Source organism: Mesorhizobium sp. B2-4-19 (assembly GCF_006441315.1).
Classification (GTDB): Bacteria; Pseudomonadota; Alphaproteobacteria; order Rhizobiales; family Rhizobiaceae; genus Mesorhizobium.
In genome coordinates this window covers 359675-384661 of the sequence record NZ_VFUV01000004.1, presented here as the reverse complement: position 1 = coordinate 384661, position 24987 = coordinate 359675, and the positions used below count along the sequence as shown (strand labels likewise).

23 protein-coding genes and 4 pseudogenes are annotated in these 24987 nt (G+C 61.3%); 10 read left to right on the top strand and 17 right to left on the bottom strand.

The features are described 5' to 3' along the window. Nucleotides 1-100: 100 nt before the first annotated feature. Nucleotides 101-1360 carry an amino acid deaminase gene (locus tag FJ546_RS10450; protein WP_140889239.1) on the top strand — a complete coding sequence of 420 codons (1260 nt, stop codon included), beginning with the start codon at nt 101-103 and terminating at the stop codon, nt 1358-1360. 98 nt (nt 1361-1458) lie between these two features. Here FJ546_RS10450 and FJ546_RS10445 read toward each other — a convergent pair whose 3' ends face one another. The 5 genes from FJ546_RS10445 to FJ546_RS10425 form a co-directional block, all read right to left on the bottom strand. Beyond that, nucleotides 1459-2256, bottom strand: a complete 798-nt coding sequence (locus FJ546_RS10445; RefSeq protein ID WP_140889238.1) for a M55 family metallopeptidase — start codon at nt 2254-2256, stop codon at nt 1459-1461. 119 nt (nt 2257-2375) lie between these two features. Beyond that, nucleotides 2376-4046: a serine hydrolase domain-containing protein gene (locus tag FJ546_RS10440; protein ID WP_140889237.1), complete on the bottom strand. Its 1671-nt coding sequence runs from the start codon at nt 4044-4046 to the stop codon at nt 2376-2378. Nucleotides 4047-4063: 17 nt separating this feature from the next. After that, on the bottom strand, nt 4064-4936 hold the full coding sequence (locus FJ546_RS10435) for an ABC transporter permease (RefSeq protein WP_140889236.1): 873 nt from the start codon (nt 4934-4936) through the stop codon (nt 4064-4066). Next, nucleotides 4933-5940, bottom strand: a complete 1008-nt coding sequence (locus FJ546_RS10430) for an ABC transporter permease (RefSeq protein ID WP_246686802.1) — start codon at nt 5938-5940, stop codon at nt 4933-4935. Before FJ546_RS10430 ends, FJ546_RS10435 begins: the two co-directional genes overlap by 4 nt. A gap of 101 nt (nt 5941-6041) precedes the next feature. Then, the gene (locus tag FJ546_RS10425; protein WP_246686801.1) at nt 6042-7880 is read right to left on the bottom strand and encodes an ABC transporter substrate-binding protein; all 1839 of its coding nucleotides are present in this window, start codon (nt 7878-7880) and stop codon (nt 6042-6044) included. A 223-nt stretch (nt 7881-8103) separates the two neighbouring features. Here FJ546_RS10425 and FJ546_RS10420 point away from each other — a divergent pair, with 223 nt between their 5' ends. The 5 genes from FJ546_RS10420 to greA all read left to right on the top strand — a co-directional run bounded on the left by FJ546_RS10420 (nt 8104) and on the right by greA (nt 12180). Further along, the gene (locus FJ546_RS10420; RefSeq protein ID WP_246686800.1) at nt 8104-9069 is read left to right on the top strand and encodes a LysR substrate-binding domain-containing protein; all 966 of its coding nucleotides are present in this window, start codon (nt 8104-8106) and stop codon (nt 9067-9069) included. A gap of 241 nt (nt 9070-9310) precedes the next feature. Next, nucleotides 9311-10237, top strand: a complete 927-nt coding sequence (locus FJ546_RS10415) for an ABC transporter ATP-binding protein (RefSeq protein ID WP_140889235.1) — start codon at nt 9311-9313, stop codon at nt 10235-10237. Then, nucleotides 10234-11187 (top strand): ATP-binding cassette domain-containing protein, encoded by a 954-nt coding sequence (locus FJ546_RS10410; protein ID WP_140889234.1) that lies wholly within the window; start codon nt 10234-10236, stop codon nt 11185-11187. The genes FJ546_RS10415 and FJ546_RS10410 overlap by 4 nt, the downstream gene beginning before the upstream one ends. Before the next feature lie 155 nt (nt 11188-11342). Next, on the top strand, nt 11343-11690 hold the full coding sequence (locus tag FJ546_RS10405; RefSeq protein ID WP_140889233.1) for a hypothetical protein: 348 nt from the start codon (nt 11343-11345) through the stop codon (nt 11688-11690). 7 nt (nt 11691-11697) lie between these two features. Then, nucleotides 11698-12180, top strand: a complete 483-nt coding sequence (gene greA / locus FJ546_RS10400) for a transcription elongation factor GreA (protein ID WP_140889232.1) — start codon at nt 11698-11700, stop codon at nt 12178-12180. 24 nt (nt 12181-12204) lie between these two features. Here greA and FJ546_RS10395 read toward each other — a convergent pair. From FJ546_RS10395 to FJ546_RS31570, 3 genes and pseudogenes are all read right to left on the bottom strand, one after another. Further along, nucleotides 12205-12697 (bottom strand): annotated as a pseudogene (locus tag FJ546_RS10395) (LLM class flavin-dependent oxidoreductase); the annotation flags it as partial. Nucleotides 12698-12850: 153 nt separating this feature from the next. Then, nucleotides 12851-13411, bottom strand: a pseudogene (locus tag FJ546_RS10390) (plasmid partitioning protein RepB C-terminal domain-containing protein); the annotation flags it as partial. Between the two features lie 361 nt (nt 13412-13772). Continuing rightward, nucleotides 13773-14036, bottom strand: coding sequence for a hypothetical protein (locus FJ546_RS31570; protein WP_140889231.1), 264 nt, complete (start codon nt 14034-14036; stop codon nt 13773-13775). A gap of 594 nt (nt 14037-14630) precedes the next feature. On the opposite strand from FJ546_RS31570, the pseudogene FJ546_RS31565 reads away from it, so the two are divergent. Next, nucleotides 14631-14905 (top strand): annotated as a pseudogene (locus tag FJ546_RS31565) (transposase); the annotation flags it as partial. 103 nt (nt 14906-15008) lie between these two features. Here the strand turns inward: FJ546_RS31565 and FJ546_RS31560 are convergent. The 6 genes and pseudogenes from FJ546_RS31560 to FJ546_RS10350 all read right to left on the bottom strand — a co-directional run. Beyond that, nucleotides 15009-15182, bottom strand: a pseudogene (locus tag FJ546_RS31560) (GyrI-like domain-containing protein); the annotation flags it as partial. Nucleotides 15183-15325: 143 nt separating this feature from the next. Next, on the bottom strand, nt 15326-16009 hold the full coding sequence (locus FJ546_RS10370) for an SGNH/GDSL hydrolase family protein (RefSeq protein ID WP_140889230.1): 684 nt from the start codon (nt 16007-16009) through the stop codon (nt 15326-15328). A gap of 90 nt (nt 16010-16099) precedes the next feature. Further along, nucleotides 16100-17053: an ABC transporter permease gene (locus tag FJ546_RS10365; RefSeq protein ID WP_140889229.1), complete on the bottom strand. Its 954-nt coding sequence runs from the start codon at nt 17051-17053 to the stop codon at nt 16100-16102. A gap of 3 nt (nt 17054-17056) precedes the next feature. Next, nucleotides 17057-18019, bottom strand: coding sequence for an ABC transporter permease (locus tag FJ546_RS10360; RefSeq protein ID WP_140889228.1), 963 nt, complete (start codon nt 18017-18019; stop codon nt 17057-17059). Between the two features lie 8 nt (nt 18020-18027). After that, nucleotides 18028-19539 (bottom strand): sugar ABC transporter ATP-binding protein, encoded by a 1512-nt coding sequence (locus tag FJ546_RS10355; RefSeq protein ID WP_140889227.1) that lies wholly within the window; start codon nt 19537-19539, stop codon nt 18028-18030. An 81-nt stretch (nt 19540-19620) separates the two neighbouring features. After that, a complete protein-coding gene (locus tag FJ546_RS10350) occupies nt 19621-20700 on the bottom strand; it encodes a substrate-binding domain-containing protein (RefSeq protein WP_140889226.1) in 1080 nt (359 codons plus the stop codon). 322 nt (nt 20701-21022) lie between these two features. Here FJ546_RS10350 and FJ546_RS10345 point away from each other — a divergent pair, with 322 nt between their 5' ends. Both FJ546_RS10345 and FJ546_RS10340 read left to right on the top strand, forming a co-directional pair. Continuing rightward, on the top strand, nt 21023-21673 hold the full coding sequence (locus FJ546_RS10345) for an SGNH/GDSL hydrolase family protein (RefSeq protein WP_140889225.1): 651 nt from the start codon (nt 21023-21025) through the stop codon (nt 21671-21673). A gap of 57 nt (nt 21674-21730) precedes the next feature. After that, the gene (locus tag FJ546_RS10340) at nt 21731-22825 is read left to right on the top strand and encodes an ROK family transcriptional regulator (protein ID WP_140889224.1); all 1095 of its coding nucleotides are present in this window, start codon (nt 21731-21733) and stop codon (nt 22823-22825) included. A 157-nt stretch (nt 22826-22982) separates the two neighbouring features. Here FJ546_RS10340 and FJ546_RS31170 read toward each other — a convergent pair whose 3' ends face one another. Further along, a complete protein-coding gene (locus tag FJ546_RS31170; RefSeq protein ID WP_181167894.1) occupies nt 22983-23144 on the bottom strand; it encodes a hypothetical protein in 162 nt (53 codons plus the stop codon). A 466-nt stretch (nt 23145-23610) separates the two neighbouring features. Here FJ546_RS31170 and FJ546_RS10335 point away from each other — a divergent pair, with 466 nt between their 5' ends. Beyond that, nucleotides 23611-24072: a phasin gene (locus FJ546_RS10335; protein ID WP_140889223.1), complete on the top strand. Its 462-nt coding sequence runs from the start codon at nt 23611-23613 to the stop codon at nt 24070-24072. 193 nt (nt 24073-24265) lie between these two features. Here FJ546_RS10335 and FJ546_RS10330 read toward each other — a convergent pair whose 3' ends face one another. Continuing rightward, a complete protein-coding gene (locus tag FJ546_RS10330; protein WP_140889222.1) occupies nt 24266-24499 on the bottom strand; it encodes a hypothetical protein in 234 nt (77 codons plus the stop codon). Nucleotides 24500-24686: 187 nt separating this feature from the next. Continuing rightward, the gene (locus FJ546_RS10325) at nt 24687-24866 is read right to left on the bottom strand and encodes a hypothetical protein (RefSeq protein WP_140889221.1); all 180 of its coding nucleotides are present in this window, start codon (nt 24864-24866) and stop codon (nt 24687-24689) included. Nucleotides 24867-24987 lie beyond the last annotated feature (121 nt).

Sequence of the window (24987 nt, the reverse complement as noted above, 5' to 3'; positions counted from 1 at the left end):
AACTATTGTATGATTTCCGCAAGCACCTTGACCATGTAAGAGCTGCGCCAAGCCGCATTCGCGCGGCCTCCGGCGGGTGACCCAGAATCGGAAATTTCACATGCATCTTCACCCGCTCGACGATCTGGTGCTGGACGAAACCACCAAGGCCATTCCGCCTGGCGTCGCGGTCCGTCTTCATGATGTCGGTTCGATGGGCTGGAACCTCCTGCGCGGTGACGTGCCGCTGCCGGCAGCGGTCATCAGGGAGTCCGCGCTCGACCACAATTCGCGTTGGATGCAGCGTTTCCTCGCGAAGCGCGACGCGGTCATCGCGCCGCACGTCAAGACGACGATGTGCCCTCAGATCATGCAGAGGCAATTGCGCGACGGCGCCTGGGGCGTGACCGTCGCCACGCTGCACCAGATGAAGGTTTGCCGTCGGTTCGGCATCGATCGCATCGTGCTTGCCAACCAGCTCGTCGGACGGCTGGAACTGGACGCTCTGGTCGCCGAGCTGAACGCTTCGCACGGCCTCGACTTCTACATGCTGATCGACAGCCTCGATGCCGTGCGCCTGGCGAGCGAGGCGGTTGGACGCGCCGGAACAGCCTCGCGGCCGATCCAGGTGCTGGTCGAGCGTGGCTATCCGGGCGGCCGCACCGGTTGCCGCAACAACGACACGGCACTCGAGGTCGCGCGTGCCGCGCATGCGGCGCCGCAACTGCGGCTCTGCGGCGTCGAGGCTTTCGAGGGACTGATCAAGCCGAAGGACGGTGGCCCGGCACGGGCAGTTACGGATTTCGTCGACGAGATCGGCGCGCTCTACGAAGCATGCGCCGGCGAAAACCTGTTTGAGCGCGCGCCACCGATCGTGACGGCGGGCGGTTCGTCGTTCTACGACATCGTACTCGATCGCCTCTCCGGCAGCGGCGCGCAGGTGATGACGCGCAGCGGCTGCTATGTCAGCCATGACAGCGGCATCTACCAGGCCGAGCAGAAGCGCATCCTCGCCGCGACCGGCGAGAACGAAGGTCTGGTCAACGCGCTGGAAGTATGGACCTATGTCCAGTCCTGCCCTGAACCGGGGCTGGCCATCCTGACCGCCGGCAAGCGGGATTTCGGAACCGACTCCGGACTGCCGGTACCGCTTCTCGTGTCGCGCGATGGCGGTTCGCCCGAAACGCTGGCGGACTGTGAGATCTTCGCAAGCAACGACCAGCACGCCTATATGCGCGTCCCGGCGACGGTTTCGGTAAAAGTCGGCGATCGCATCGGACTGGGCGTGTCGCATCCCTGCACAACCTTCGACAAATGGCAGATTCTTTTCCTGGTCGATGATGCCTATGAGATCGTCGGCGCGCTCAAGACCTATTTCTGATCGCAATCCACCTGTGAGATGGTCCCCTTGCCAAGGTCGCGACGACCGATTGGCTGGCCGGCCCTGCGGACATCATGGTCGACGGCCATCCCGACGGGTCAGACGACAAATCGTATCGCGCGCTGGATGTCGAAGAAATTGTTTGCCTCGAAGCGAAGCGTGCGTGCGGCGGGATGTTCGATGCCCGGGTACCAGCTTCCTCTGTAGGCCTCGATGGGGGTGGTGTATTCGACGATGAGCTCGAACCGGTCGGCCAGCTTCGGCAGGCATTTCGACAGATCGCGCGAAAGCGAGGCCTCCACGGTCTCGCGTATGGCCTTGACCGAGCCTTGAGGCGAGAGAGACGACGTCGCCGGTCCGAAGCCTTCGCTGGTTGCGACGGTTGATATCTCGGGCACCAGTGCCTTCGCCTCACCGCACATGCCGGCATCGCCAGACAGAAAGACCGAAGGCACGCCGTAACGGGCGGCGCAGTGCGCGTTCAGCGTATATTCGGATGCCACCTCCCCGTTGATCAGCATCCTGGACACGGTGCCGGTCAACGTGTGTGCCAGCGGATTCGTGTCGGTGCCGGCCTTGTTGTGGTAGCCGGTATAGAGAGCGGCATCGAAGGTGTCATCGATGCCGAACATCATCGCATCCGGATGACCGCTCCAGCCGCGCACGATGCGGACATAGGCTGGAAGCTTGGACAGGATAAGGTTGCGCGCCGTCGAATGGGCGTCCTTGACGACGATTTCGGTCGCACCCGCAGCCTTGGCGCCTTCGCAGGCTGCGACCAGTTCGTCGGTCATGTATTCCCGGAACTCGGCATAGTCGGGATTGCCCTTGCGCGCCTCGTCCCAGTTGGTGATGCCCGCCGTGCCTTCGATGTCGGCGCTGATAAAGACTTTCATGTGCTTGCCTTTCGATTTCAGAGAAAGTCGTCGTGTCACCGCGCACGCGGCTTCAACGGCGTCCGGGCTCTTGTGGTGGAGGCGTCCCGCGCAGAGATGGCTGCCTTGGCCAAGGCGTCTCAGGCTGCCATTTCAGCCCGCCGTCGCTCCAGGAACATAGGCCCGACGCGAATGCCGCGGCGTCCATTCTCGTCGACGGCGCCCAGCTCGAGAATCTCCTCCTCGTAGAGCAGCCCGTGCATGCGGAACCGGCCGGCATCCACCGGCTCGCAGGTATGGGTACAGAAATACTCGATCAGGCATTTCAGCTGGCCATGGCTGTATGTTAGATAGGTGATGTTGAAATCCGGCCCGTACTCGCCGAGGTGCGGGGCGATCTCTGGCGGCACCTTCTCGACAGGCAGACTATCGACACGCGACCAGTTCGCTCCTTTCCAGGTCAGGTGGTTGGCCTTGGAGAAGGACAGGTTCATATGTGCGTAGTCGGCGCCGCGACCATAGATGCGTCCGTCGATGACGAAGTCGTTGCCCGAGACCGGGCGGATCTGCAGCGGCACGCCCTCCCCCATCAGATAGAGCTTGCCGTCCTTGTTCTTCACCTCGACAACCTCGCCGCCCATCTCATGACGATAGAGGCCGGGCAGGCTTGCGAACTGGTCTTCGGTGATGGCCGGCGGGATCTGGCTGCGAAGCGGCATGCGTCCCATGCCGCAATCGGCAAGAGCGATGCGCAAGCCATCGCCCGCGAGCCTGGAGGCTATCTGATTGGCGAAATCAAGCGTGGCGAAGATCAGGACGCCGAAACCGGCCCTGGGCAGAAGCATCATCTGTGACGCATAGCCATAAACCGCGCCGCCATGCCCGACGGAGGTCCATCCGTCCATGTCGCCGACGCCGAAGCACAGCCCATACCCGTTGAGGTCCTTGTTGTGACCTTCCGGGCGTTTGCCGATCGGGGTCCACATCTTGCGCAGCGATGCGGGGCTGACAATGGAATCGCCATTGGGCGCGAAGCCGCCCCGCAGCAGGCACCGCGTATAGTTGGCCATGTCGGAAGTGGTGGAGAAGATGTTGCCGGCGGGCGATCCGCCTAGATTGAACACCGGCGCGGGACTATCCCCGTCCAGCGTCCACATGTCGGCCGGCGCCAGCCTTTCACGGATGCCGGGAGCCATCCCGGACGACGTGTCGTTCATGCCGAGCGGCTTCAGGATGCTCTCGGTGATATAGTCGGAATAGCTCTTTCGCGTTACCCGCTCGATCACCATGCCGACCACGGCAATGCCGGCATTGGAATAGTGCATGATGCCGGCACTGGGGTCCTGCTTCAGCGTGGACGTGGCAAGCTCGGCGACCGTGTCGGCCAGCGGCGGCTTGTGCGAGTCCAGGTAATGTCCGCTCTTGGGCTCACGCACGATACCGGCGGTGTGGCTCATCAGCTTGCGCAGACTGACCTGGGAACCGTGAGGTCCGCTTTCACGCCCGGCGAATGGATTGACCGGGTGAAAACCGGGCAGATACTCCGAGACATCGACATCAAGGTCGACCAGTCCCTTCTCCACGAGTTGCATGATGGCGACCGATGTGAAGGTCTTTGTGATCGAGCCGATGCGGAAACAGGTGTCATCCTTCATGTCGAAGTGGCGATCGTGCCGCTGTATGTGGCCGTGCGTCATGAGGCCGTCCCTGTCGACCAGGGCATAGGAAATCGACGGGATCGCCTTGTCCTCCACCTCGTGGCGGATAAGGTCTTCAAGAAGCTCGATGGCGTGGGGGGAAAGCGAAGACACGAGGATACTCCCTGATTTCAGTTTGTATGGCGGGGATCGAGAATGTCGCGCAGAGCATCGCCGACGAGGTTCCACGCCAGCACGAACAGGAAGATCGCGGCTCCGGGGAAGGCGAGCGTGTACCAGTACTGGAACGGATTGCCGGGCTGGCCGACGATCCAGTTGCGCGCATAGGCGATGAACTGTCCCCAATCGGCATAGCCCTCCTCCGTTCCCACTCCGAGGAAGCTCAGGGCGGACGCGGTCAGCACCATCGAACCCGTGGCCATGGTAGCCAGAACCAGCACAGGGAAGAACGCGTTGGGCAGGATGTGGAACACGATCAGCCTGAAGTCGCCGGCCCCGTAGCTTCTCGCCGCATTGACGAAATCCATCTCGCGGATCCGCAGGATTTCACTGCGCACCACACGCGCATAACCCATCCATCCGAAAGTCGTCAGCGCGACGGTTATCGGTCCGAGCCCCTTGCCGAGCAGGGCAGTCAGCACCATGGCGGCGATGAGGAAGGGAACCGCCATGAAGACGTCGACGATACGCATCAGTACTTCGTCCACGATGCCGCCGTAAAAGGCAGCAAGCGATCCGATGATCGTGCCGATCAGCACTGAGATGGCGACGACGCCGAGGCCGATCTTGAATGCCGTACGGGTGCCCCAAATCACGGCGTAGTAGATGTCGTACTGGCCTTCGGTTGTTCCGAAGATCGCCTCGGGCGACGGCGGTTGCGGCGTTGCCAGGAAGCCCGCTCTCGGCGTGTCGTATACCGACATCTGGAATTCCTGCGGCGGTGCAAGCACTGGCGCGAAAATCGCAACCAGCACGAATGCCAGCAACAGCAGCACCCCGACCAGCGAGATCGGATTACGCCTCAGATAGCCAAGCGCTCTCATCGCGTCTTTACCCTCGGATCGAGCAGCGGATAGATCATGTCGACGGCCAGGTTCAGCACCACGAGAACGACCGCGAAGTAGAGCCCGAAGCCCAGCACGGCCGGAAAATCCAGGTTGGCGGCCGTCTTGGCCGCGAACTGGCCGAGGCCCGCATAGTCGAAGATGGTTTCGGTGATGACGACGCCACCCATCATGGCGGCGAGTTCCATTCCGGCGATCGTCGTGACCGGTAGCAGCGCGTTGCGCCTGGCATGATGCAGTTCCACCACGCGCCGGGGCATGCCCTTTGCGCGTGCCGTGCGGACATAGTCCTGGCGAAGCGTTTCCAGCATAGACGTGCGCATGACACGCGTCATATTGGCAAGATTGACGTAGGTCAGGGTGATGACGGGGGCAGCGAGATGCCTGAGCGAATCCCAGAAAATGGCGAGATTGCCGTTGAGCAGCGCGTCGATCGTGTTCGCGCCGGTGTAGCGGGTGAAGCCCGGCGAGGTGACGGCAGCCTGGGCCCACTGGCTGAGGCGCCCGGGCGGGAACCAGTCAAGTGCGGAGTAGAAGATCAGCAGCATCAGCAGCCCGAAGACATAGACCGGGAATGACCAGCCCAGGATGGTGAAGATACGGATCAGATGGTCCGGCCAACGGTTGAGATGGATGCCAGCCCGCGAGCCCAGGTAGATGGCCAGCAGAAAGCCAGGAATGAACGCCAGCAGGACCAGTTCCAGGGTCGCAGGCAGCAGCGAAGCCAGCGCGTGAGCAACAGGCTGGCGCGCGGTCTCGGACCAGCCCAGATTGCCGGTCAGGATGTTGCCGATCCAGCGTCCGTATTGAATGTAGAAGGGATCGTTCAGCCCATACTGCTCGATCATCCTGCGAATGCTGTCCTGGCCGCCCTTGAGGAAGTCCGGGGACGGCGCATACGCTGCCAGGCGCTGTGTCGGCGACAGCGACATCTGCAGCGCGAAAAGCATCAGCGAGAGGGCGAAGAGAACGACGGGCAACATCAGGAGCCGCCGCAAAGCGTAGTTCAGCACATCAGCATCCGCACCATGAGGAATAGCCGTTTCGCCGGGCGACGATGGCGCCCGGCGAAACCCGAAGCTCTTTAGTCGGCCTTCTTGGTGACGGGATAGAAATCCCAGGCGCCGTAGAGGATCATGTTGTGCACGTAGCCGTCGATGTTGCTGCGGGTGACGATGTACCCGAAATCCTCCCAGAGGAACTGCGTGGTGGCATAGTCGTAGGACATTTCCTGCAGCTTGGCATAGATCGGCTCACGCACGGCGGGATCGCTCGAGGCCCAGGCCTGGTCGAGAAGCGGCTTGAACTTCTCAGCCATCAGGTCGCGGTAGCCTTGGCCGAGCATGCCACCGACAAGACCGGTCGGGGACAGATAGTAGGTCGCGGCCCCCAGCGGACCACCCGGGTCGGAATAGTCCGGTCCCCAGCCCATGTAGGTGAGCGGCGAGGCGGGCTTTTCACGATTGTTGAGCTTGTCCGAGATGGAGGCCCAAGGCAACGACTGGATCTTCATCTTGAACTTCGGGTTGATCCGCTGCAGTCCCTGCTGGAGCGCGGAAAGCGCGGCCGTGCCTTGCGGCGTTCCTTCCTGCACATAGGCCGTGAAGGTGAAGCCGGATTCCCAAAGCTTGCCGCCGAAGGCCTTCTTGAAGTGCTCCGCCGCCTTCGCCGGATCATAGCCGTAGATCGGCGAGTCGGCGCGATAGCCCATGATGCCGCGGACGGTCGGGCCGCGCGCCTGGACGGTCTTGCCGAGCAGCGCCTGCTTAATCAGCGCATCGTAATTTTGGGCGTAGTTGAAGCCCTGACGAACATCAATGTCGGAGAAGAAATCCAGAGGGATCCCCTTGCCGTCCAGCTTGCCGCTGCCGATGGCGGGGTTGTCGGCATCGTCCAGTGGCCACGCAAAATAGAGGCCGCGACTGAAAACCTTGGGCAGGCCGTCGATGACCTTGACCCCGTCCGTCTTGCCGAGTTCGTCCAAGAATTCGACAGGCGCCGACACAAAGTCGGCATCGCCGGAAAGCAGTTGCAGGCGACGCGTCGTCCACTCCGGAACGGTGCGCATGACCACGCGCTCGAGCGAGGCCGGGCCCATGAAATAATTGTCGAAACGCTTCAGCGTAATGCGGCGATCCGTTCTGTCCCATTCGTCGAGCATGAACGGACCGGTCCCGTTTTCCTGGGCGAACAGCGGATCGTCACCGAGTTCGGGACGGTAGTACTTCTTCCAAGTGTCCCCGTTGCCATCCCACCCTCCGACGGAGGCGACCCATTCCTTGTCGACGATCGAGGCACCGAACGGCAGTGCCAGGACGCCAAGCGTGGCGGGGAAGGATTTCGGCAGCTTCAGCGTGACATTGTCGCCCTCGACAGTGATCTGCGAAGCGAGTTCGTCATAGACTTTTCGAAGCGCTTCGGGGCTGGCGTCCTTGATATCCGACACCTTGTCCTCAGCTTCGACCCATTTGGCGACGTCCGTGTATTTGCTCGCTGTCACCACCTCGGTGATGGCATTCGACATCCAGGATTGCCCCATGAGGATGGCGCGCAGCAGCGAGTAACGCACGTCTTCGGGTGTGATTTCGCCATAGCCGGGTTCAATCTTGGCCTTCTGCTCGTTGGTCAGCCCGTCGTAATACTGCCAGGTGATCTTGCCGTCGTCGCCCTTGATGCCGACCTTGTGGGCGTGGACGCCCTTGCGGATCGGAAAGCTATAGCTGACCGAACCGTCCGCATTCTGCTTGATCAGGCCGTTTTCGAGGCTCGGCACTTCCGAGGACAATGAAGGCACGAATTCGGAAATCTGGGAGCCGTTGTAGTTCAACAGACGGCTGTAGACGTTGAGCACGCCGTAGGAGCTCGGCGTGTTTGCAATGTAGGCCGGATCGAAGGACTGAACATCGTCGGTCCAAAGGAACACAAACGTTCCGGGATTCTTGGTTTCTGCCACGGCAGACGAGGCAAAAGCGCCTATGCCCATGCTGAACGCTAATGCCAAGGCACGTTTCATTTTCATGAATATGTTCCCACAATTGACTCGAGGTCTTTTTATCTCGAGGTCTTTTTATCGTTGCGTGCGAAAGCTAGGAGGAGGCTTGCGCCCCTGTCCAATGCGTAGATAGGATCGGTTATGCGAATAATGCATGAGGTCGATCGTGGAGCTTGCGTGGTTTGAAGATTTCCTCGAGATCGCCGCGACGCGGAATTTTTCGACTGCAGCGGCGTCCCGTAACATCTCGCAGCCAGCCTTCAGCCGCCGCATCAGGGCGCTGGAAACGTGGGTCGGCGCCGAACTCATCGACCGCAGCACATATCCGGTACACCTCACCAGCGCGGGCAACATATTTGTTCCGCGTTGCCAGGAAATGCTTCGCGACATGTATCGTCTGCGGACGGACTGCCGCAACGCCGCCGGCGCCAGTTCGCGGCTTCTCACCTTCGCCGCGCTTCATACGCTGGCTATCTATTTTTTTCCCAAGTGGATCAGCCAACCCGACATGCCCAATGCCCCGGTCCGCAGCAGCATGCACACTGGCGACTTCCTGGAATGCGTCGAGCACTTGTCGTCCGGTAAGTGCGACTTCGCCATCACTTACGATCATCCCGACGGCCCGCCGGTCCTTGAGGCTGGCCCCTTCGAATCCCTGCAGATCGGCAGGGATCGCTTGGTTCTTGTGTCAGGAGTCGACGAGACGGGAAAGCCGCTCTTCGACATCGATGTGCCGGAGGGGACCAGGATTCCATATCTAGCTTACTCGTGGAGCGACGGCTATCTGGGCAAGCTGATCTCACTCATCCAGTCGCGCTGGCGGCGCCCTCTCAATTTCAGCATCGTCTATCAGTCTTCGCTTGCCGAAGGCCTAAAGCAGATGGCGATCGCTGGACAAGGCGTAGTCTGGCTGCCGCAGATCTGCGTCCAGAAATCAATTGCCCAGGGCGAGTTGGCCCAGATTGGTGGACAGCAGATGTCACTGGAGATCGAGATCAGGATTTTCCGCCGCGTGGGCGCGCGCAGTCGAGACGGTGAGGCGTTGTGGAAATATCTCTCGCGGACTGCTGAGCAAACTCGCGGCCGCAACATGCTCGATCCGACACTGACCATGCGCTGAGCGGACTGAACAGCTGTTCGCAGGCTTAATGCGAAATCCGACAGGGCGATGCAGAGATTGCATAACTCTGTCGGAGCGGCCGGGAAGCCTGACAATTGCAGGAGCAATGCCGTCTGGCGAGGCATCCCGGGGCATTCCAAAGCACGGCTTCCAGGCGACCTGATGATGGGGCCCTATTGACAGCCCACATGCTCGCTGCGTTCGATACCGCTTGTCGCGACCATTGCGCTTGGAGTTCCTGTTGACCGTCAAACCGACTGCCACCGCGAGCCTTCCCGACGACGTAATCCTGTCGGTCGAAAATCTAGAAGTCCGCTTCGGATCAAGCGCGGCAAAGGCTGTACGGGCGGTTCAGGGTGTCTCTTTCCAGATCAGGCGCGGCGAGACGCTGGCACTGGTGGGCGAGTCGGGTTCGGGTAAATCCGTCACCGCCATGACCGTGATGCGTCTTACGGAATACGATGGCGCCAGGATCACCGGCGGGCGGATCCTGATGAGGCTCAAGGATGGCAGCATAACCGATCTGACGAAGCTCTCCGAAAAGCGCATGGAGGTGCTTCGCGGCTTCGAGTTCTCGATCGTCTTTCAGGATCCGATGTCGAGCCTCAACCCCGTGTTCACCGTCGGCGACCAGATTGCGGAGGTGATTACGCGACACCAGGGCAAGTCGCCGCGCGAGGCCCGCGACATCGCGCTGAACGTGCTCAAGCTCGTGCGTGTTCCCGACGCAGCTCGAAGGCTCGACCAGTATCCGCACCAGCTTTCCGGCGGCATGCGCCAGCGCATCATGATCGCCATAGCATTGGCATGCCGCCCCTCCTTGATGATCCTCGACGAACCGACCACCGCGCTCGATGTCACCATACAGGCGCAGATCCTGGATCTGGTCCGTGCTCTGCAGCGTGAGATCGGAATGTCCGTTCTTTTCATTACCCACGACATGGGCGTGGTCGCGGAAATCGCCGACCGCGTCTGTGTCATGCTCAAGGGAGAAATCGTCGAATCGGGCTCTGTAAACCAGATTTTTGTTGACCCCCGACACCGCTACACGCGCGCGCTGATCTCAGCGGTGCCAAGGCTGGGCAGCATGGCCGACAAGGACGCGCCGGAAAAATTCCCGCTCGTCATATACGATGCGGAAGCCTCGCAGCCGGAGGTCGCCGCATGAGCGCCGGATCGACCGCGACGGACAGGAGGCCTTTGGTTGAGGTCCGCGACCTTGCTACCCGCTTCGACCTGAAAGGCGGCATCCTTGGCGGCATCACCGGCCGGGTTCATGCGGTCGAGGGCGTTTCCTTCGATATTTTCCCCGGTGAAACGCTGGCGCTGGTCGGCGAATCGGGATGTGGCAAGTCGACGGTGGCACGCAGCATCATGCAATTGGACAAGCCCCTGTTCGGCTCCATTCGCTATGATGGCAACGAGATGATCGGTGCGGGACGAGCGACCCTTGCAGGGTTCCGGCGCGAGGTGCAGATGGTCTTTCAAGACCCCTTCTCGTCACTCAATCCACGCATGACGATCGGTCAGGCACTGACTGACCCGATGCGGGTGCACCGCATTGCGCGGCGAAGCGCCTTGCGGGAACGGGCAATCGCACTACTGGCCAAGGTACAGTTGCCGCCAGATCATCTCGAACGCTATCCACATGCCTTTTCCGGCGGTCAACGGCAGCGCATCTGCATCGCCAGGGCGTTAGCGCTCGACCCGCGCCTTCTCATCGCGGATGAGGCGGTCGCCTCGCTCGACGTGACGATCCAAGCCCAGGTTATCAACCTTCTGATGGACCTGCAGCGTGACATGGGCATCGCCATTCTCTTCATCAGCCATGACATGGCCGTAGTCGAACGCATCGCGCATCGCGTCGCCGTCATGTATCTCGGCGAGATCGTGGAGATCGGGGACCGTCGGTCGGTCTTCGGCAACCCGCAACACCCCTATACACGCAAGCTGCTTGCAACGGTTCCTGTCGCCGATCCGGCTCAAAGACAGGAAGGGCGCGAACCGATGTCCGACGAGATTCCCAGTGCGGTACGGGCCGTTGATTTTGTTCCAGTCCATCTGCCGATGAATGTCGTTTCGCCTACCCATTTCGTGCGCGAGACGTCCCCAGCCTGATCGGAGCGCTGTTGACAGTGCTTGGCTCAAAAATTCGGCGGCAAGGGCGGTCGCTTCAGATCAGCACCGGACGAATGTTCGCGAACGCGCAAGAAGGTCAATTTGGTCATTGTCGGCGTCGGTTCAGCGCCTTTCTGACATAGGCGGGTTTGGACGTGACAGTTGTCGATTCTCTGCCTCCCGGCAACGCGACATCGTTCGGCAGCGGCGGAATGGTCAGATATGATTGCGACGTGCCGGTGCGCGGCTCGTGTGTGCGCCATGGTTCACTTGCGGAAGCGCCCGCGGCAAGGCACACGCCAAGCAAATGGCAGCTTCAGGCGTTGGAAAGATGTCGTTCAACGTCCGACATAGGGCGCAATCCCGCTTGGCTGCTTCTGACGGGAACGGGGCCGGAAGCGGACAGTTTGGGTCCCGCCATCGAGGACAAGGAAGCCAGCCGTCGATTTGTTGCAGGCCTGTTGCCCGTCATCTGGTTACGAACGGCATTAGATATGGAGTAGCGACCAATTGAGCGTAGCGTTTGCCAAGGAGGAAAGTGCTGAGGCAGCATCGGAAACCATCCTGCCCGCCCGCCCCATCTCCGATCGGATCAACCTGGTCACGGAGGCAGGCCTCAAGATGCTGCAGGATGAACTGGCCCGCGCTCGGCAGGCTTTCGAGGCCGCCAACATTCTGGAAGATGTCAACGAGAGGCGACGCCAGTCGGCGGTTCCGGTTCGAGAAATGCGCTATTATGCCGAGCGCGTCCGTACGGCTCAGCTTATGCCGATGCCGACGTCAAATGAAATAGTCGCCTTCGGTCACACCGTTACCTTCGAGCGCGACGATGGCCGCACCCAGACCTTCCTCATCGTTGGCGAGGATGAGGCCAACCCGTCTCAAGCCTCCATATCGCACGGTTCACCGGTTGCCATCGCGCTGATCGGCAAAACCGTTGGCGCCATTGTCCAGCTAGGGCAGCGCGAGCTCGAGATCCTCTCAATCGCTTAGTGGGACCCTGCCAACTGCACGGCGTCACGAAGCGGAAGCGACCACTTTGGGAGGCACACCGCGCCCGAACTCGACATCCCAGCTGCGTTCCGCGGGGGCGCCCTCACCCTTCAGCCCAAGTTTGGGAAAAAGCAGTTCGGCAACATTGAACGCTTCCTCCAGATGCGGATAGCCAGAAGCGATAATCGTTTCGATGCCGATCTCCTGATGCTCGCGAATTCGCGCGGCAACATTGTCGGCATGCCGACCAGCGCTGTTCCCGCGCCACCAAGCACCAGCCCCGGCCCTGCCCAGAGATTAGGCTAAGACCGACAACCAGGCGATCGCGTCGGCCCTGGTGAAGCGCTGCCATGCGCTTTTGCCCGACGGATTCCGAAATGTTCGTGAAGCCGTTTTGCGCTTCGGCGATCAGATCGTCGCTGACGTGGCTGATCAGTCGGTCCGCCGCGGCCCACGCCTCGTCCTCCGTCTCGCGCACGATCAGATGAATGCGAAAGCCGGAAGGGCTGATCAGGCGATACGGTAGGGATGCCTTGTTCAGCTCGGTCGAGCGGGCGCTTTTGTGCCCGATCTGCGATGGCGGCGGGCCGGATCGAGGTCCACGGCCTGTCGCCAAACTGAGTGAGTTGGAAAATGCATGGCCACCCGACAACTCGTGAAACTCTTCAAAATAGCCGGGAAAAGTATGGGCCAGGTAACGCACGACCCTGGAGTTATCCATCAGCCGGTCCAAATAACGGCCGGCCGCCAACAGTTCCAGGCTCACAGGGCCAAGTCGCTCCACAGCGCTCAGAAATTCACTGCTTAGCCTGCCAAGTTCCGGTGTCATCGCGCCCAGTTGGTCTTCAGAGACGTTGGCAATCATCGCCGGATAGAAACCTTCGGCCAGCAGCGGATGCGGCGTAAAAGCGATAAGGATCTTGGCGTAGGTGAATGTGACCCGCTCCATGGCGACCATCAGTCGGGCAATTTCCAACTGCCTGGCGGGGAGCACATGCCGCAGCAAGCCAAAGATTTTCACCTTCACAGGGTAGTCTTGGAGGAAATCGAGGACGTCCGGGCAAATCCCGCTTACAGGTTGACGGCCTGCGTTCTTGCCAAGAAAGGGCTTGCTGGCATGCGCTGCTGCTCCCGGTTTGATCTTCTCGCCTTGCAACCTCTCGGCCACGGATTTTGGTATCGTGGCAAGCCCCTCGGACACCAACAACGATTGAAACCTTTTATCCCTCATTATCGGGCGAAGCGCTTCGACCAGGCTGCCCAACCGCTGTTCAGTTTCCACGGCTTCTCTTATGAAATCGCGCTTGCGTTGGCACTCTGCTTCAGGCTGCCAAGAGCTTGGGCGCGAAGAGCTTCAACTTTGACCCTGGTTGATCGGCAGCAATGCTATGGGCGTGGCTCTGGTCGCTGTTTTGCAAAGCATTGTTTGCGGCCTCGCTGGTCATAGGATGCTTCGGACTCACACTATGTTCTCCGCACCTGCTCGCTCTGCCAGCATGATGAGGGGCTGAGCGTGGTCCGCAGGGCGTGAACCGCAAGGTCGCGTCATAGCTGGTCCTAACCGTACACAAAAGGCCGCCTAGCACCCGCGCCTAAGGCACTGCGCCCGACAACATCAGAACGATGCCGACCGCTATCATTAGCAGCCCTGGCCAGTTGCGCGAGAAGCCGAGAAACCCGAGCCCACGCCGGCGCGGCTCAAGAGTTGGGCCAGACGTTGCCAGCCTTGAGGCCGACCGGTCGGCTGGAGTGCCGGGCGGTGCCAAATTGCTGAGCCGACCGTATGAGAGTGCCGCGCCTGCCATGTAGACAATGCCAGCGATGATGAGTAACGCACCGATGAGGATGACAGTCAATTTTCGTCCTCCTCTCTTTAGCTTTCCAAGCCTGGCCCCGCACATGAATGAAACGATCGTGACGGCTGACAGTTCCGGCAGGAGTGCCCTATCGGCTTGGACGTGTCGGGCCCGATGAAGTTGAGGACCGTACGAGGCCGGCGCTTTCGCCACCTACGCAGGACCGGAGGTCAGTGCCGCGGGGAGAAACTAAGCGTTCTGCCTCCAATCGGCCGAACAACTGCTCGGCGACCAGCATAAGGGCCTTGCCCACCATCGCGATGCCGGAAATTTGGCTGCGACCATTGATAGACCATGGTCTTCGCGACAATCCTGAAGCGAAGTCCTTTTGGAATATCTTAGCCAATCGAGTCGTGGCGGGAAGGGCCGCCCTATTCCTACCGATTTGGGCGGTCCTCGGCCATAACGTTATAGAGCACAAGGCACGCCAACAGTGAGATGACCCCGCCTAAGACATCATTCCCTGTCAGCCCGGAAAAATAGACGACATCGAATGCCAGTATGGCCATTGCTCCACCCTTGGGAAATCCACCAAGATAGAACCATTAGAGCGCTCTAATGTTCCGCTAAAGTGCGTGGGGTGCGTCTGCTGCCATCTGCTTCGACGCTCTGATCGCTGATAAGGCCTTCGACAGCAACGTCATCATCGCCGATCTGAGCGAGCGTGGCGCCAAGGTAGTCATTTCCCAGCATCCGCGCCGCGCAAAGCCGGTGCCGCTCGATGCCGAGATGTACAAATGGCGTCATCTGATCGAAACTTCTTCTGCAACCTCAAGGAATTCAAGCGTATTGCCATGCGCGCCGACAAAACCGACCAGAGTTTCAGTGCCATCATCCATCTCGCCGCCGCCGTCATAAACTCACGATGAATCTCGACAAGCCTTAGGCCGTGACGCATAAAGACCGAGATTGGGTGGATAGGGGCCTGTCCGTTTCCTGTGATCGGAAAGGACAGGACGCCGTCAGAGGGCGCTATTTCAGCGGCAAAAACAGTTCCGCGACCGCCACATGCCGGCACCTCCGGGAAGAAGCTCAGTCACTGGCAATAGATCGGGAAGTCGCGTGCTTCCTCGCCGCTGGCCGGAAACCAGTCGCGGTAAGGTAGAGCGCGGCGGACCCCAGATTGTCGGTGTTGCCAATGAGGCGCGCTGCAAATCTTGCCAAGTGATCGTTTGAAAGATGCGGGGTCGAACCGATGGCTCGGCCCCGCATTCGTGTATCGCGGGAGGAAGTCGCGATACACCTGCGCTCCGCGGGCCTGTGTGCCGCAAGCCGGCGGCGCGGCGGCTTCAGGCGGCGGTGCTGACCTTGCCCGGCTCGAGGATCGACCTGACCTTGCCGGCCACCGCGCGCCCCAGATCGGCGTTGTTCGCGGCGGTGAAATGGATGCCGTCGACACCGTCCGTGGTGACGAAATCGCCAGCGTTCAGGAAGTCGATCTTCATGAAATCCGCCATCGCCTTGTACTGCCTGGCCAGATCCCTGGACTTTTCGTGACCGCCCCCAAACATGCCCTCGAACCAAGGATCGGGCATCGGGGTCAGCGGCGGCGGCGCGATGACCAGCGCCGTCGGGGCCGGATAGGGCGTGCCGACGCCGCCGGCGCTGGTCAGGATCTGGCCGACCAGTTTCGCCATTCCATTGGCGATCTCGTAAGGCGTCCGGCGGAAATAGGATTTCGTGTCATTGGTGCCGAGCATCACGATGACCAGGTCCAGCGGCAGATGGCTGGCGATGGCCGAAGGCAGGTAGCTGGCGCCGTTCAGGCGCGGATCGTTGGGGTCGTCGAGACAGGTCGTGCGCGCGCTCAAGCCTTCCTCGATGATATGGTAGCCCGCTCCCAGCGTAGCCGCCATGACGCCTGTCCAGCGCTGGTCATAAGGGTAGCGGTAGGTGGGTGATCCTTCCTTGACCGGAACCCAGCCCCAAGTCAGCGAGTCGCCGTAGCACATGATGTTTTTTGGTGGTGACATCCATGTCTCTCCATCTGTTTGCCAATTGTCTGAAAGCGCGGTTGATCGATCCGGACAAGGCAGGCGCAGCCTTGCCTTTCACTGTTTCAGTCAGGGGGCTCGCACGCGCACTCCGTAGAAGATCGCCGCGCCGAGGATGATGACGCCTTGGGCGATGAGCTTGCCCGGCTCGTCGATGCCGAGCACAGTCATCACCACGAACAGCAGCGCAAAACACAGCGCGCCGAAGAAGGGACCCCAGACACCGCCGTCGCCACGGCCGAAGACGACGCCGCCGAGGATGGTCGCGGCGACGGCCAGGATCGGCAGGTCGAGACCGACCCGGACACTGCCGACGGCGATCGAACCGGTCTGCACCAGCGCCGCGATCGCCGCGATCAGGCCAGCCAGCGTGTGCGCCAGAATGACCGTGCGCTGGACCGGCACGCCGGAAAAATGAGCGGCTTCGGCATTCTCCCCGACCGAGGCGACGTAGCGGCCAAACACGGTCCGCGACAGAAGCAGCCACACCAAGGCGGTCAGCAGGATCCAGAACAGCACCGGCGTCGGAACCGACAGGAATTTCGTATTGTAGAGGTCGTTGAACAGCTTCGGCACGTCGCCGGGCGGATTGCCGCTCGACAGGAACTGCACCAGCCCGACCAGGATGATGCTGACGGCCAGCGTGACGATGACGGCCGACACCCGGCGGTTGCCGATCATGAAGCCGTTGAACAGGCCGATGGCGAGGCCGGTGGCGAGCGCCAGCGCCACGAAGAAGGGCAGCGACGCGCCCGGGAAACTGCCCGACGAGATGAAATAGTTGATCAGGAGGATGATGCCGCCGCCGGAGAGGTCGATCGACTTCACCCGCATGACCACGAGCTGCCCCAGCACCAGGATGCCGAGCGGAACGATCTGCCTGATGAAGATGCCCATGATGTTGAGGTTGAGCATGTTCGGCCGCGCGATCCACAGCGTGGCCAGAAGCACCAGGAAGACCAAATAGGACGGCGGTATGCGCAGCAGACGCTGGGCAATCGGATTTGCGAGTACGGCAGCCATCGCTCAGAGCCCCATTTTCTTGCGGGATTGCAGCCCGACCACCGCCAGCAGGATGCCGCCCTTGATCGCGGTCTGGACAAAGGGCGAGACGTTGGCGAGGTTCATGCCATTGGCCAGCAGCGCCATGACCAGCGAGCCGATCACAGTGCCGTGCAAGCTGCCGATGCCGCCGGAGAGCTGCGTGCCTCCAAGCGCCACGGCGGTGACCGTGTCGAGTTCGAAAAGCAGCCCGACATTCGGATCGCCCGACACGATGCGCCCGGCCAGAAAGACACCGGCAACGGCCGCGAAACAGGAACAGACGACATAGGCAAGGATGATGTTGCGGCGGTCGGAGACACCGAAATTGCGGGCGGCACTTTCGGCGCCCGAAGCGATGCCGCCGCCGATCGCGAACAGATGCAGCCCGTAGCGCGATCCGTAGAGCAGCTTCCAGGCCGCCAGGATCACGACGACACCCCAGAAAACCGGATACGGGATGCCAAGCAGACTGCCCGAGACGGCATCGATGACGATCCCTGGCACGGCGCCGCCGGAGACCGGACGCAGGATGCGCGTGATGCCGAGCACGATGTACTGCGTCGACAGCGTCGCGATGATCGGATGGACGTTGAAGCGGGTGATCGCCAGGCCGTTGATCAGCCCGATCATCGCGGCCAGCAGGAAGACCGCCGGGATCAGCAGGATCGCCGGCTGGTCCAGCGCCAGCACCGCGGTGGTGAAGCTGATGACCGAGCCGACCGACAGGTCGAGCCCGCCAATGAGCACGACGACGAGTTGACCGAGCGCCGCGATGATCAGCGGCATCGCCTGGGCAACCAGGTTGAAGAGGTTCTCGGCCGTCGCGAACTCGCGCGTCTGAACGGTCAGCCACAGCGAAATGAGCAGGGCGACCAGCAGCGGCAGGCCCCACAGGCCCTGCCGTGTGTTGCGGCCGCTCAGGATGTTGAAAAGCGAACGATACATGGCAGCCCCTAATGCTGGCGCGCGGAGCCGCCCGTCAGGGCCGCGTCGAGAATCTTGTGCTCGGTCGCCTGCGCTGCCGGCATTTCGGCAACGATCGTGTCGTGGTGGACGACGTAGATGCGGTCGCAAAGCCCGATCAGTTCAATCGTCTCGCGCGACAGCACCAGCACGGCGCCGCCCTTGCGGGTGAAGTCGCGCAGCAGGTGGTAGATCTCGGACTTGGCGCCGATGTCGACGCCGCGGGTCGGCTCCTCGACCAGGAGAAGATCTAGATCGGCGGCCAGGTAGCGGCCGAGCAGGACCTTTTGCTGGTTGCCGCCCGACAGGGAGCCGACCGGAGTCGACGGCCCAGCCGCCTTTATGTTCATAACCTCCATCATGCGGGCGATGACGTTCCGATACGGTCGCGCCGGCGCGAGTTCGGATCGCCTCGAATGCAATCCGATGGCGATGTTGTGGGCGATTGGCAAGGCGAGGAAGAGCCCCTCTTCCTTGCGGTCCTCGGGAACGAAGCCGACCTTCAGCTGCTGCAAATGGCGAACGCCTGATGATGCCGGGAGCGGCATTTGCAGCGCTTTGCCGTTGATGGAAATCGTCCCGGCGAAGGGGTGATAGCGGCCGATCAGCGATCGCAGGAAGCGCTGCTGGCCCTGCCCCTCCAGCCCGGCCAGGGCGACGATCTCGCCCTTGTGCAATGTCAGCGACAGTGGCTGCGATGTCTCGGTGATCCTGAGGTTCTCGACGCGCAAGATCTCGTCGCCTTTGTCATCCGTGCGATCGGGAAAAAGGTCCTGGAGTTCGCGTCCGACCATCATGGCGATGAGTTCGTCGGTGGTGATCTCGGACACCATTCTTGTGCCGACCAGTGCGCCGTCCTTCAGCACCGTCACCGTGTCGCAGAGCTCGAAGATCTCCTCCATGCGATGCGAGATGTAGACGATGGCCTTTCCCTTATCGCGCAGCCGGCGGATGTTGCGGTTGAGCACATCGACATCGGCCGCGTTGAGCGCCGCCGTCGGTTCGTCGAGAATGAGCACGCTGGCATCGGCCTGGATGCAATGCGCGATCTCGACGAATTGCCGCTCGGCTATGGTCAGGTTGGAAACGAGTTGCGACGGGTCGAGCGTGAGACCGAGTTCGGCAAGGGCCTTGGCCGTCTGGCTGTTCATGGCGGGATAGTCGATCGCGCCGAACCGGCCTATCGGCTCCCGGCCGAGAAACATGTTCTCGGCGATCGACAGGTTGGGCAGCAGCGAATGCTCCTGGAACACGGTCGAGATGCCGGCATCCAGCGCGGCGCGCGGTGACTTCAGGTCGAGCTTCTCCCCGTTCATGAAGATTTCGCCGGAATCGGGCTGATGCACGCCCGCCAGGATCTTCATCAACGTCGATTTTCCGGCGCCGTTCTCTCCCATCAGGGCGTGAACGCTGCCCGCCTTGAGATCGAGGGAAACGGAGTGAAGCGCCTTGCTCCCGCCGAATGCCTTTGAAATGTGGGACATCTCGATAAGATTGGTCACGAAAGCCTCGAACGAACCGGATTCAACAGATGGAACGGCCTGCGGGGAATGCTTGTCCACTCCCCGCCAGCCACGGCGCCGTCACTTCTTGCCGTAATATTCCTTGAGCTTGTCCTCGGGCAGTTCGCTCGGCCACCAGACATTGGCCGTCAGGTCGTCGCGATAGTATTTGGCCGCCTTGTCCTTGTCCCAGCCGTCGGGGTTGTAGACGTAGCGCTTGTAGAGCTGCTGGCCTTCGAGCAGCGCAACAGCGGCGCGTACACCGGCTGCTCCCTGGGCGGGGCTGTATTCGGGCGAGATCGACTTGAAGCCGTCGGTGATCCACTGTCCGAAATAGCCATTGTTGCCCTCGCCCGAAATCGGCGGAATGGGCGTGCCGAACTGCTTGAACACATCGACGCAGGCGCGCGTCATGTCGGCGCCGGACGACCAGATGCCGTCGACCTGCGGATTGTTTAAGTAGAGCGTCTCGCACAGCTTCTTGGCCTTGTCGTACTGCCAGTCGCCATGCTCCTCGGCGATGATCTGCACATGCGTGCCCTTGAGCGATTCCAGGAGGCCGTTGTAGCGGTTGGTGTCTTCCGGATGGCCGGCCAGGCCCCGCAGCACCCAGATCTTGCCATTGTCTCCGACGGTCTTCACCAGCCAGTCGCCCATCACCTTGCCGAAATGCTCGGCGCCGCCCTGGATTTCGGTGGTGTAGGCATCCGAATCGATGCGGCCGGTATGAAGGATGACGGGGATGCCGGCGGCGACCGCCTTGGCGATGCTGGCATTGGCCGACGTGCTGGTTACCGGCTGGACGATGATCGCGTCGACATGCTGCGCGATCAGGTCCTCGATGTCGGCGACCTGCTTCTTCTGGTCGAAGCCGGCATCGAGCAGGATGAATTTCGAGATGCGCTTGTCCTTGGCCGCGGCATTCTCGGCCTCGTGCGCCACCTGCACCGTCCAGGTGTTCGCGTTGACGCCAAAGTCGCTCATCCCGATGACCCAGGGCGGATCTTTCTTGAACGCACCGGCCGCGGTCATGCGCGTGTCGTCGGGGCGCGGCGTCACGCCGTCCATCAGCTTGACGTCTTCGGCGTGCGCCAGGGACGTGGCGGCAAGCGCGGACGCGAAGATCACTCCCAGACCGACGGTTTTCAGCAATCCTAACATTGAACTCCTCCTTGTGGTTGCTCCGGCCGTACGGATGCGCACGGGCCGCGAGACGCTCTCCCGATGCATGCTCGTCGTCGCAAACCGACCGATGCACGCAGATCTCCCGCCCCCGAACACCTGCGTGTCGAGGTCCAACCAGGGCTGGACGATGATGACGGCCGAGAACTCCTCCGGGCACTTTAGAAGCACAGCGGATTCGGCCTGTCAATAGTTAGTCATGTTGAATGATTATTCCCTTGCTTGCCTTTCACCGCTCCTCTATCCATCATGAAGGGCGCTCGCCCGCATCGGCGCGCTGTCAGTCCCGGCGGGAAAAAACATGCGATCAGTCTTGTGCTACGGCGACTCCAACACGCACGGCCAGATCCCCGGCAAGGGGCCGCTCGAGCGCTACGGTCCGGATGCGCGCTGGCCGGGAATACTGCGCGCCCAGCTCGGCCCCGATTGGTACGTCATCGAGGAGGGTTTGAGCGGCCGCACCACGGTCCACGACGATCCGATCGAGGGCGCGCACAAGAACGGCCGGACCTATCTTCGCCCCTGTCTGCAGAGCCATGCGACGCTTGATCTCGTCATCATCATGCTCGGCACCAACGACCTGAAGATCCGCTTCAACAAGCCGCCCTCGGAAGTGGCGATGGGTATCGGCTGCCTCGTCTACGACATCAAGGAACTGGCGCCCGGTCCGGGCGGCACCACGCCCGAAATCATGATCGTGGCGCCACCGCCGATGCAGGACGACGTCAAGGAATGGAAGTCCATCTTCGCCGGGGCGCCCGAGAAATCGCACCTGCTCGCGCTCGAATTCGAGGTTCTGGCCGACTCGCTCGAACTCCACTTCTTCGATGCCGGCTCGGTGGTGTCCTGCAGCGAGGCGGACGGCTTTCACATCGATGAGGACGCCCACAGGATGCTGGGCACGGCGCTGGCCCGCGCCGTCGATGCCATTGGCTGGAGCCGCTCGACATGAGCGCCTTTACCGCCGCCGGGCAACGCGCTCTTACCGACGGGGCGACCCTTGCCTGACATGAGATTCGCACCACCCAACCCCTTGCGCATCGCCGATCGTGCGAGCGGGCTGAACGCATTGAGCGTCCGCAGCTACAATGAGCGGCTGGTGCTGTCGCTGCTGCTCCAGAACGAGGGCATTTCGCGCATGGAAATCGGCGAGAAGACCGGCCTGTCGGCGCAGACGGCTTCGGTCATCGTCCGCTCGCTCGAGCAGGAAGGCCTGGTCTCGCAAGGCGAGGCGCAGCGCGGGCGCGTCGGGCCGCCCACCATCCCGCTTTCGCTCAACCCGGAGGGCGCCTATGCTGTTGGCGTCGGCTTCAGCCGGCGCAGGATCGACATCGCGCTCATCGACTTCATCGGCACCGTGCGCTTCCACACCCAGTTGCCGGCGGACGACGCCAATCCCTTTCCGCAAAGCGGCGATCTGCTGGGGGCGATCAGACAAGCCATGGCCAGCTTGCCGGTCGAGGCGCGCAGCCGCGTCGCCGGCATCGGGCTGGCCGTTCCCGACGACGTCGACGCCATGGCCGCAACCCGCAACGGATCGAGCACCTCCCTCAAGGCGTTGCAAGGCGAGATCGAGGAACAGAGCAGGCTGCCGGTTTTCGTGCAGAACGACATCACCGCGGCGGCCGGCGGCGAAAGCATGTTCGGCGTCGCCAAGCCGCTGAACGACTATCTGTTCTTCTATCTCGGAGCACGGCTGCAGAGCAGGCTCATCCTCAACCACCAGATCTACAAGGGAAATTCCAGCGCCAGCTTCGATCATGGGCTTGTGCGCCTGGAGAGCGAACTGACCCTGCGGGGGCGCCCGTCAGAAATCATCTGGAGCAGCAGCCCTGAGTGGCCTGACCTCGGCGAGGCCTACGGCGCATGGCTCGGGGAATGCTCCAACCGTCTGAAAGCGTCGATCTCCGCGCTGACCCAGTTTGTCGAGTTCAGGACGGTCGTGCTCTCCAGCTATGCGCCGCAAGAGATCGCCACGGCCTTGTGCGACGACATCGGCCGGGAATTCCCTGACATCCAGACGCTGCCGGCGCGCGTCTCCATCAGCCCGAAGGCCGTGGGAGCGGCGAGCCTGCCGTTCAGCTCGAGATTCATGATCCAGTGATCGGGCGGAACCCGCGCTGTCGCTAGCCAACGCAGGCGACGCTCCCGCGTCTGAACCCGCGTGCGAACTTTAGTAGCGTTTTTCCACAAGAGCATGTTTCGAAAGCGATACGATCTCTTGTGCTTCCGCACTAAGCGTCGCAGACATCTTCGTGTGCCTACCGGGTCGCCCACGCCGGGCGCCTGAGCCTCGCCCAGCTCAAGGTGATGTCGGCGATCGAGCATTGCGGCACCGCCGGCACGTCCGGGTGCCGCCATGAGCCGACATGGTAACCCATGTAGCGCATGGAGAGGCCCAGCTTCATCTGCTTTTTGCTCACAAGAAAACCTCCGTTGGCATGCCCGGCGACGACGATCTGGCGACCAAGCGACCTGACTCGACATGCTGCTGTTGAGAGGAACGTCCGACTTCGGCCGGACATTGTAAACGCCGAAAAAACTGCCGTTGTTGTTAAGTGGAACTTACGTCAAGTGGTTCCGGGTAGCGGCTGCTGAACTGCAGAGGGGTTCGAATTGTCGCGGCCGCCAAACAGCGGTAGTCGGACCGATAGGAGATCGTCATCACGTCTCGGAAGGGACTGGCTTCTTTCGGACGAACAATCGTAACTGCTGACGTTCAGCTCCGCCTGAGGCTGTGAATTGAATGAAGCATCGTCAACGGGGTCGCAACGGGACATTCGGTGTCGCGCGCGCAAATTAATGTGGGTTACATAAATCCGTTGCGACGGTCTCGTACATGATGGGGACGGCTTTGTTTTGAGGCCGTCCCTGGAAAAGGATGGAAAAATGTCCAAGCTCCCCGGCAAGACCGAAACGATCGAAAACGTCGAATCCCCTGCCCTCGACCCGTCCAAAGCTACGGAACAAGCTCGTGCTGTTGTCGACCAGGGCGTTGAGCAGTCGAAGCAAGCATTTTCCAAATTGAGTACGGATGCCGAAACAACACAAAAGGCTCTTGAGTCGACCTTTGAGATGGCCAAGACCACCGGCAACGAGGTGTCCCTGAAGATGATTTCGGCTCTCAGAGACAATGCCGAAGCCGGCTTCACGCACCTTGAGGCACTGGTTGCGGCGAAGTCGCTGTCCGAGTGCATCGAACTGCAGACCGCTTTCCTTCACAAGCAGATCGAAAAATCCGCCGAGCAGGCCAGAGACCTCCAGGCCGCGATGATGAGGGCCGGCGAGGACATGTCCAAGCCGATCAAGGATGCCTTCGAGAAGGCTTTGAAGGAACGCAAGGCTGCCTGATTGCCTCAGGCATCCAAGACCGAAGATCGTGCCTAGTCGCTGGGCCCATTGCGCCGGTCTTCTTCCATCTGGTCGGACGGCTTTTGTCCGTCCGACCACTTCGGAGTGATATCGCTGGTTTCGAGGTTTCTCAGCCCGTTCGCAATAAGTTGCAGACTGTTCGGCAATCATCAGGACGCAAGGGCTCGCCTCACTAAGCGTCGCTGCTCACTCGGCCCGCGATGGCGAACGCCTGTAGGTTTTTGACCTTTCCGTGGTCCTGGTCGGCGTTAGCGATAATCGAGAAGAACGCCGCGCGTGCGATGTCTTTCTTTGACGCGTCCGGGTGTTCCTTCCTTGTCGCCTTCAACAGTTGTTTCGGCGTCATATCAGGCGTCACAATCCGCATCAGAGTGTCGCTGATCGTCTGTAATTCCGCTGCATCCATTGGGAAACTCCGTTCCTGGCTCCCCACCAGCAAGTTTAGCAGAGCGCCTGTGTTAGCTGAAACTAAAATTCACGTTACAATGGGTGACGAGCCAGCGCGCGGCCCGGCTGGGTCGGCTGTCTCATAAGGGTGAAAGCGCTTTTCCGCAACGGCGCCAACGAGCCGGCGTCGAAGCCGGTCGGCCAATTCAGTCTTCCTTCAAATCTTCGGCTTCGTCCTTGAGCTTGGTCCAATCGGCACCATGCTTTCGCAACAATGCGCGCGCCTGTTTCGGCGTGACGTCGGCAATTTCCGTCAGGTGCTCTACCTCCAGCTCTTGCCCCTTCACCACGCGGCTCGCCTTCTTCTTTTTTTCTTTGGTAGCCATCTCCTGTGTCCTTCCTTGTATGATTGGATGAACGAGGACTGACAGGTGTGGTTCCAGCTCGCGCATTGTCGTCTGCCGGCTTGAGGTCCCCCACAGATGGTCGAGGCGAGCGGTTGTTTGT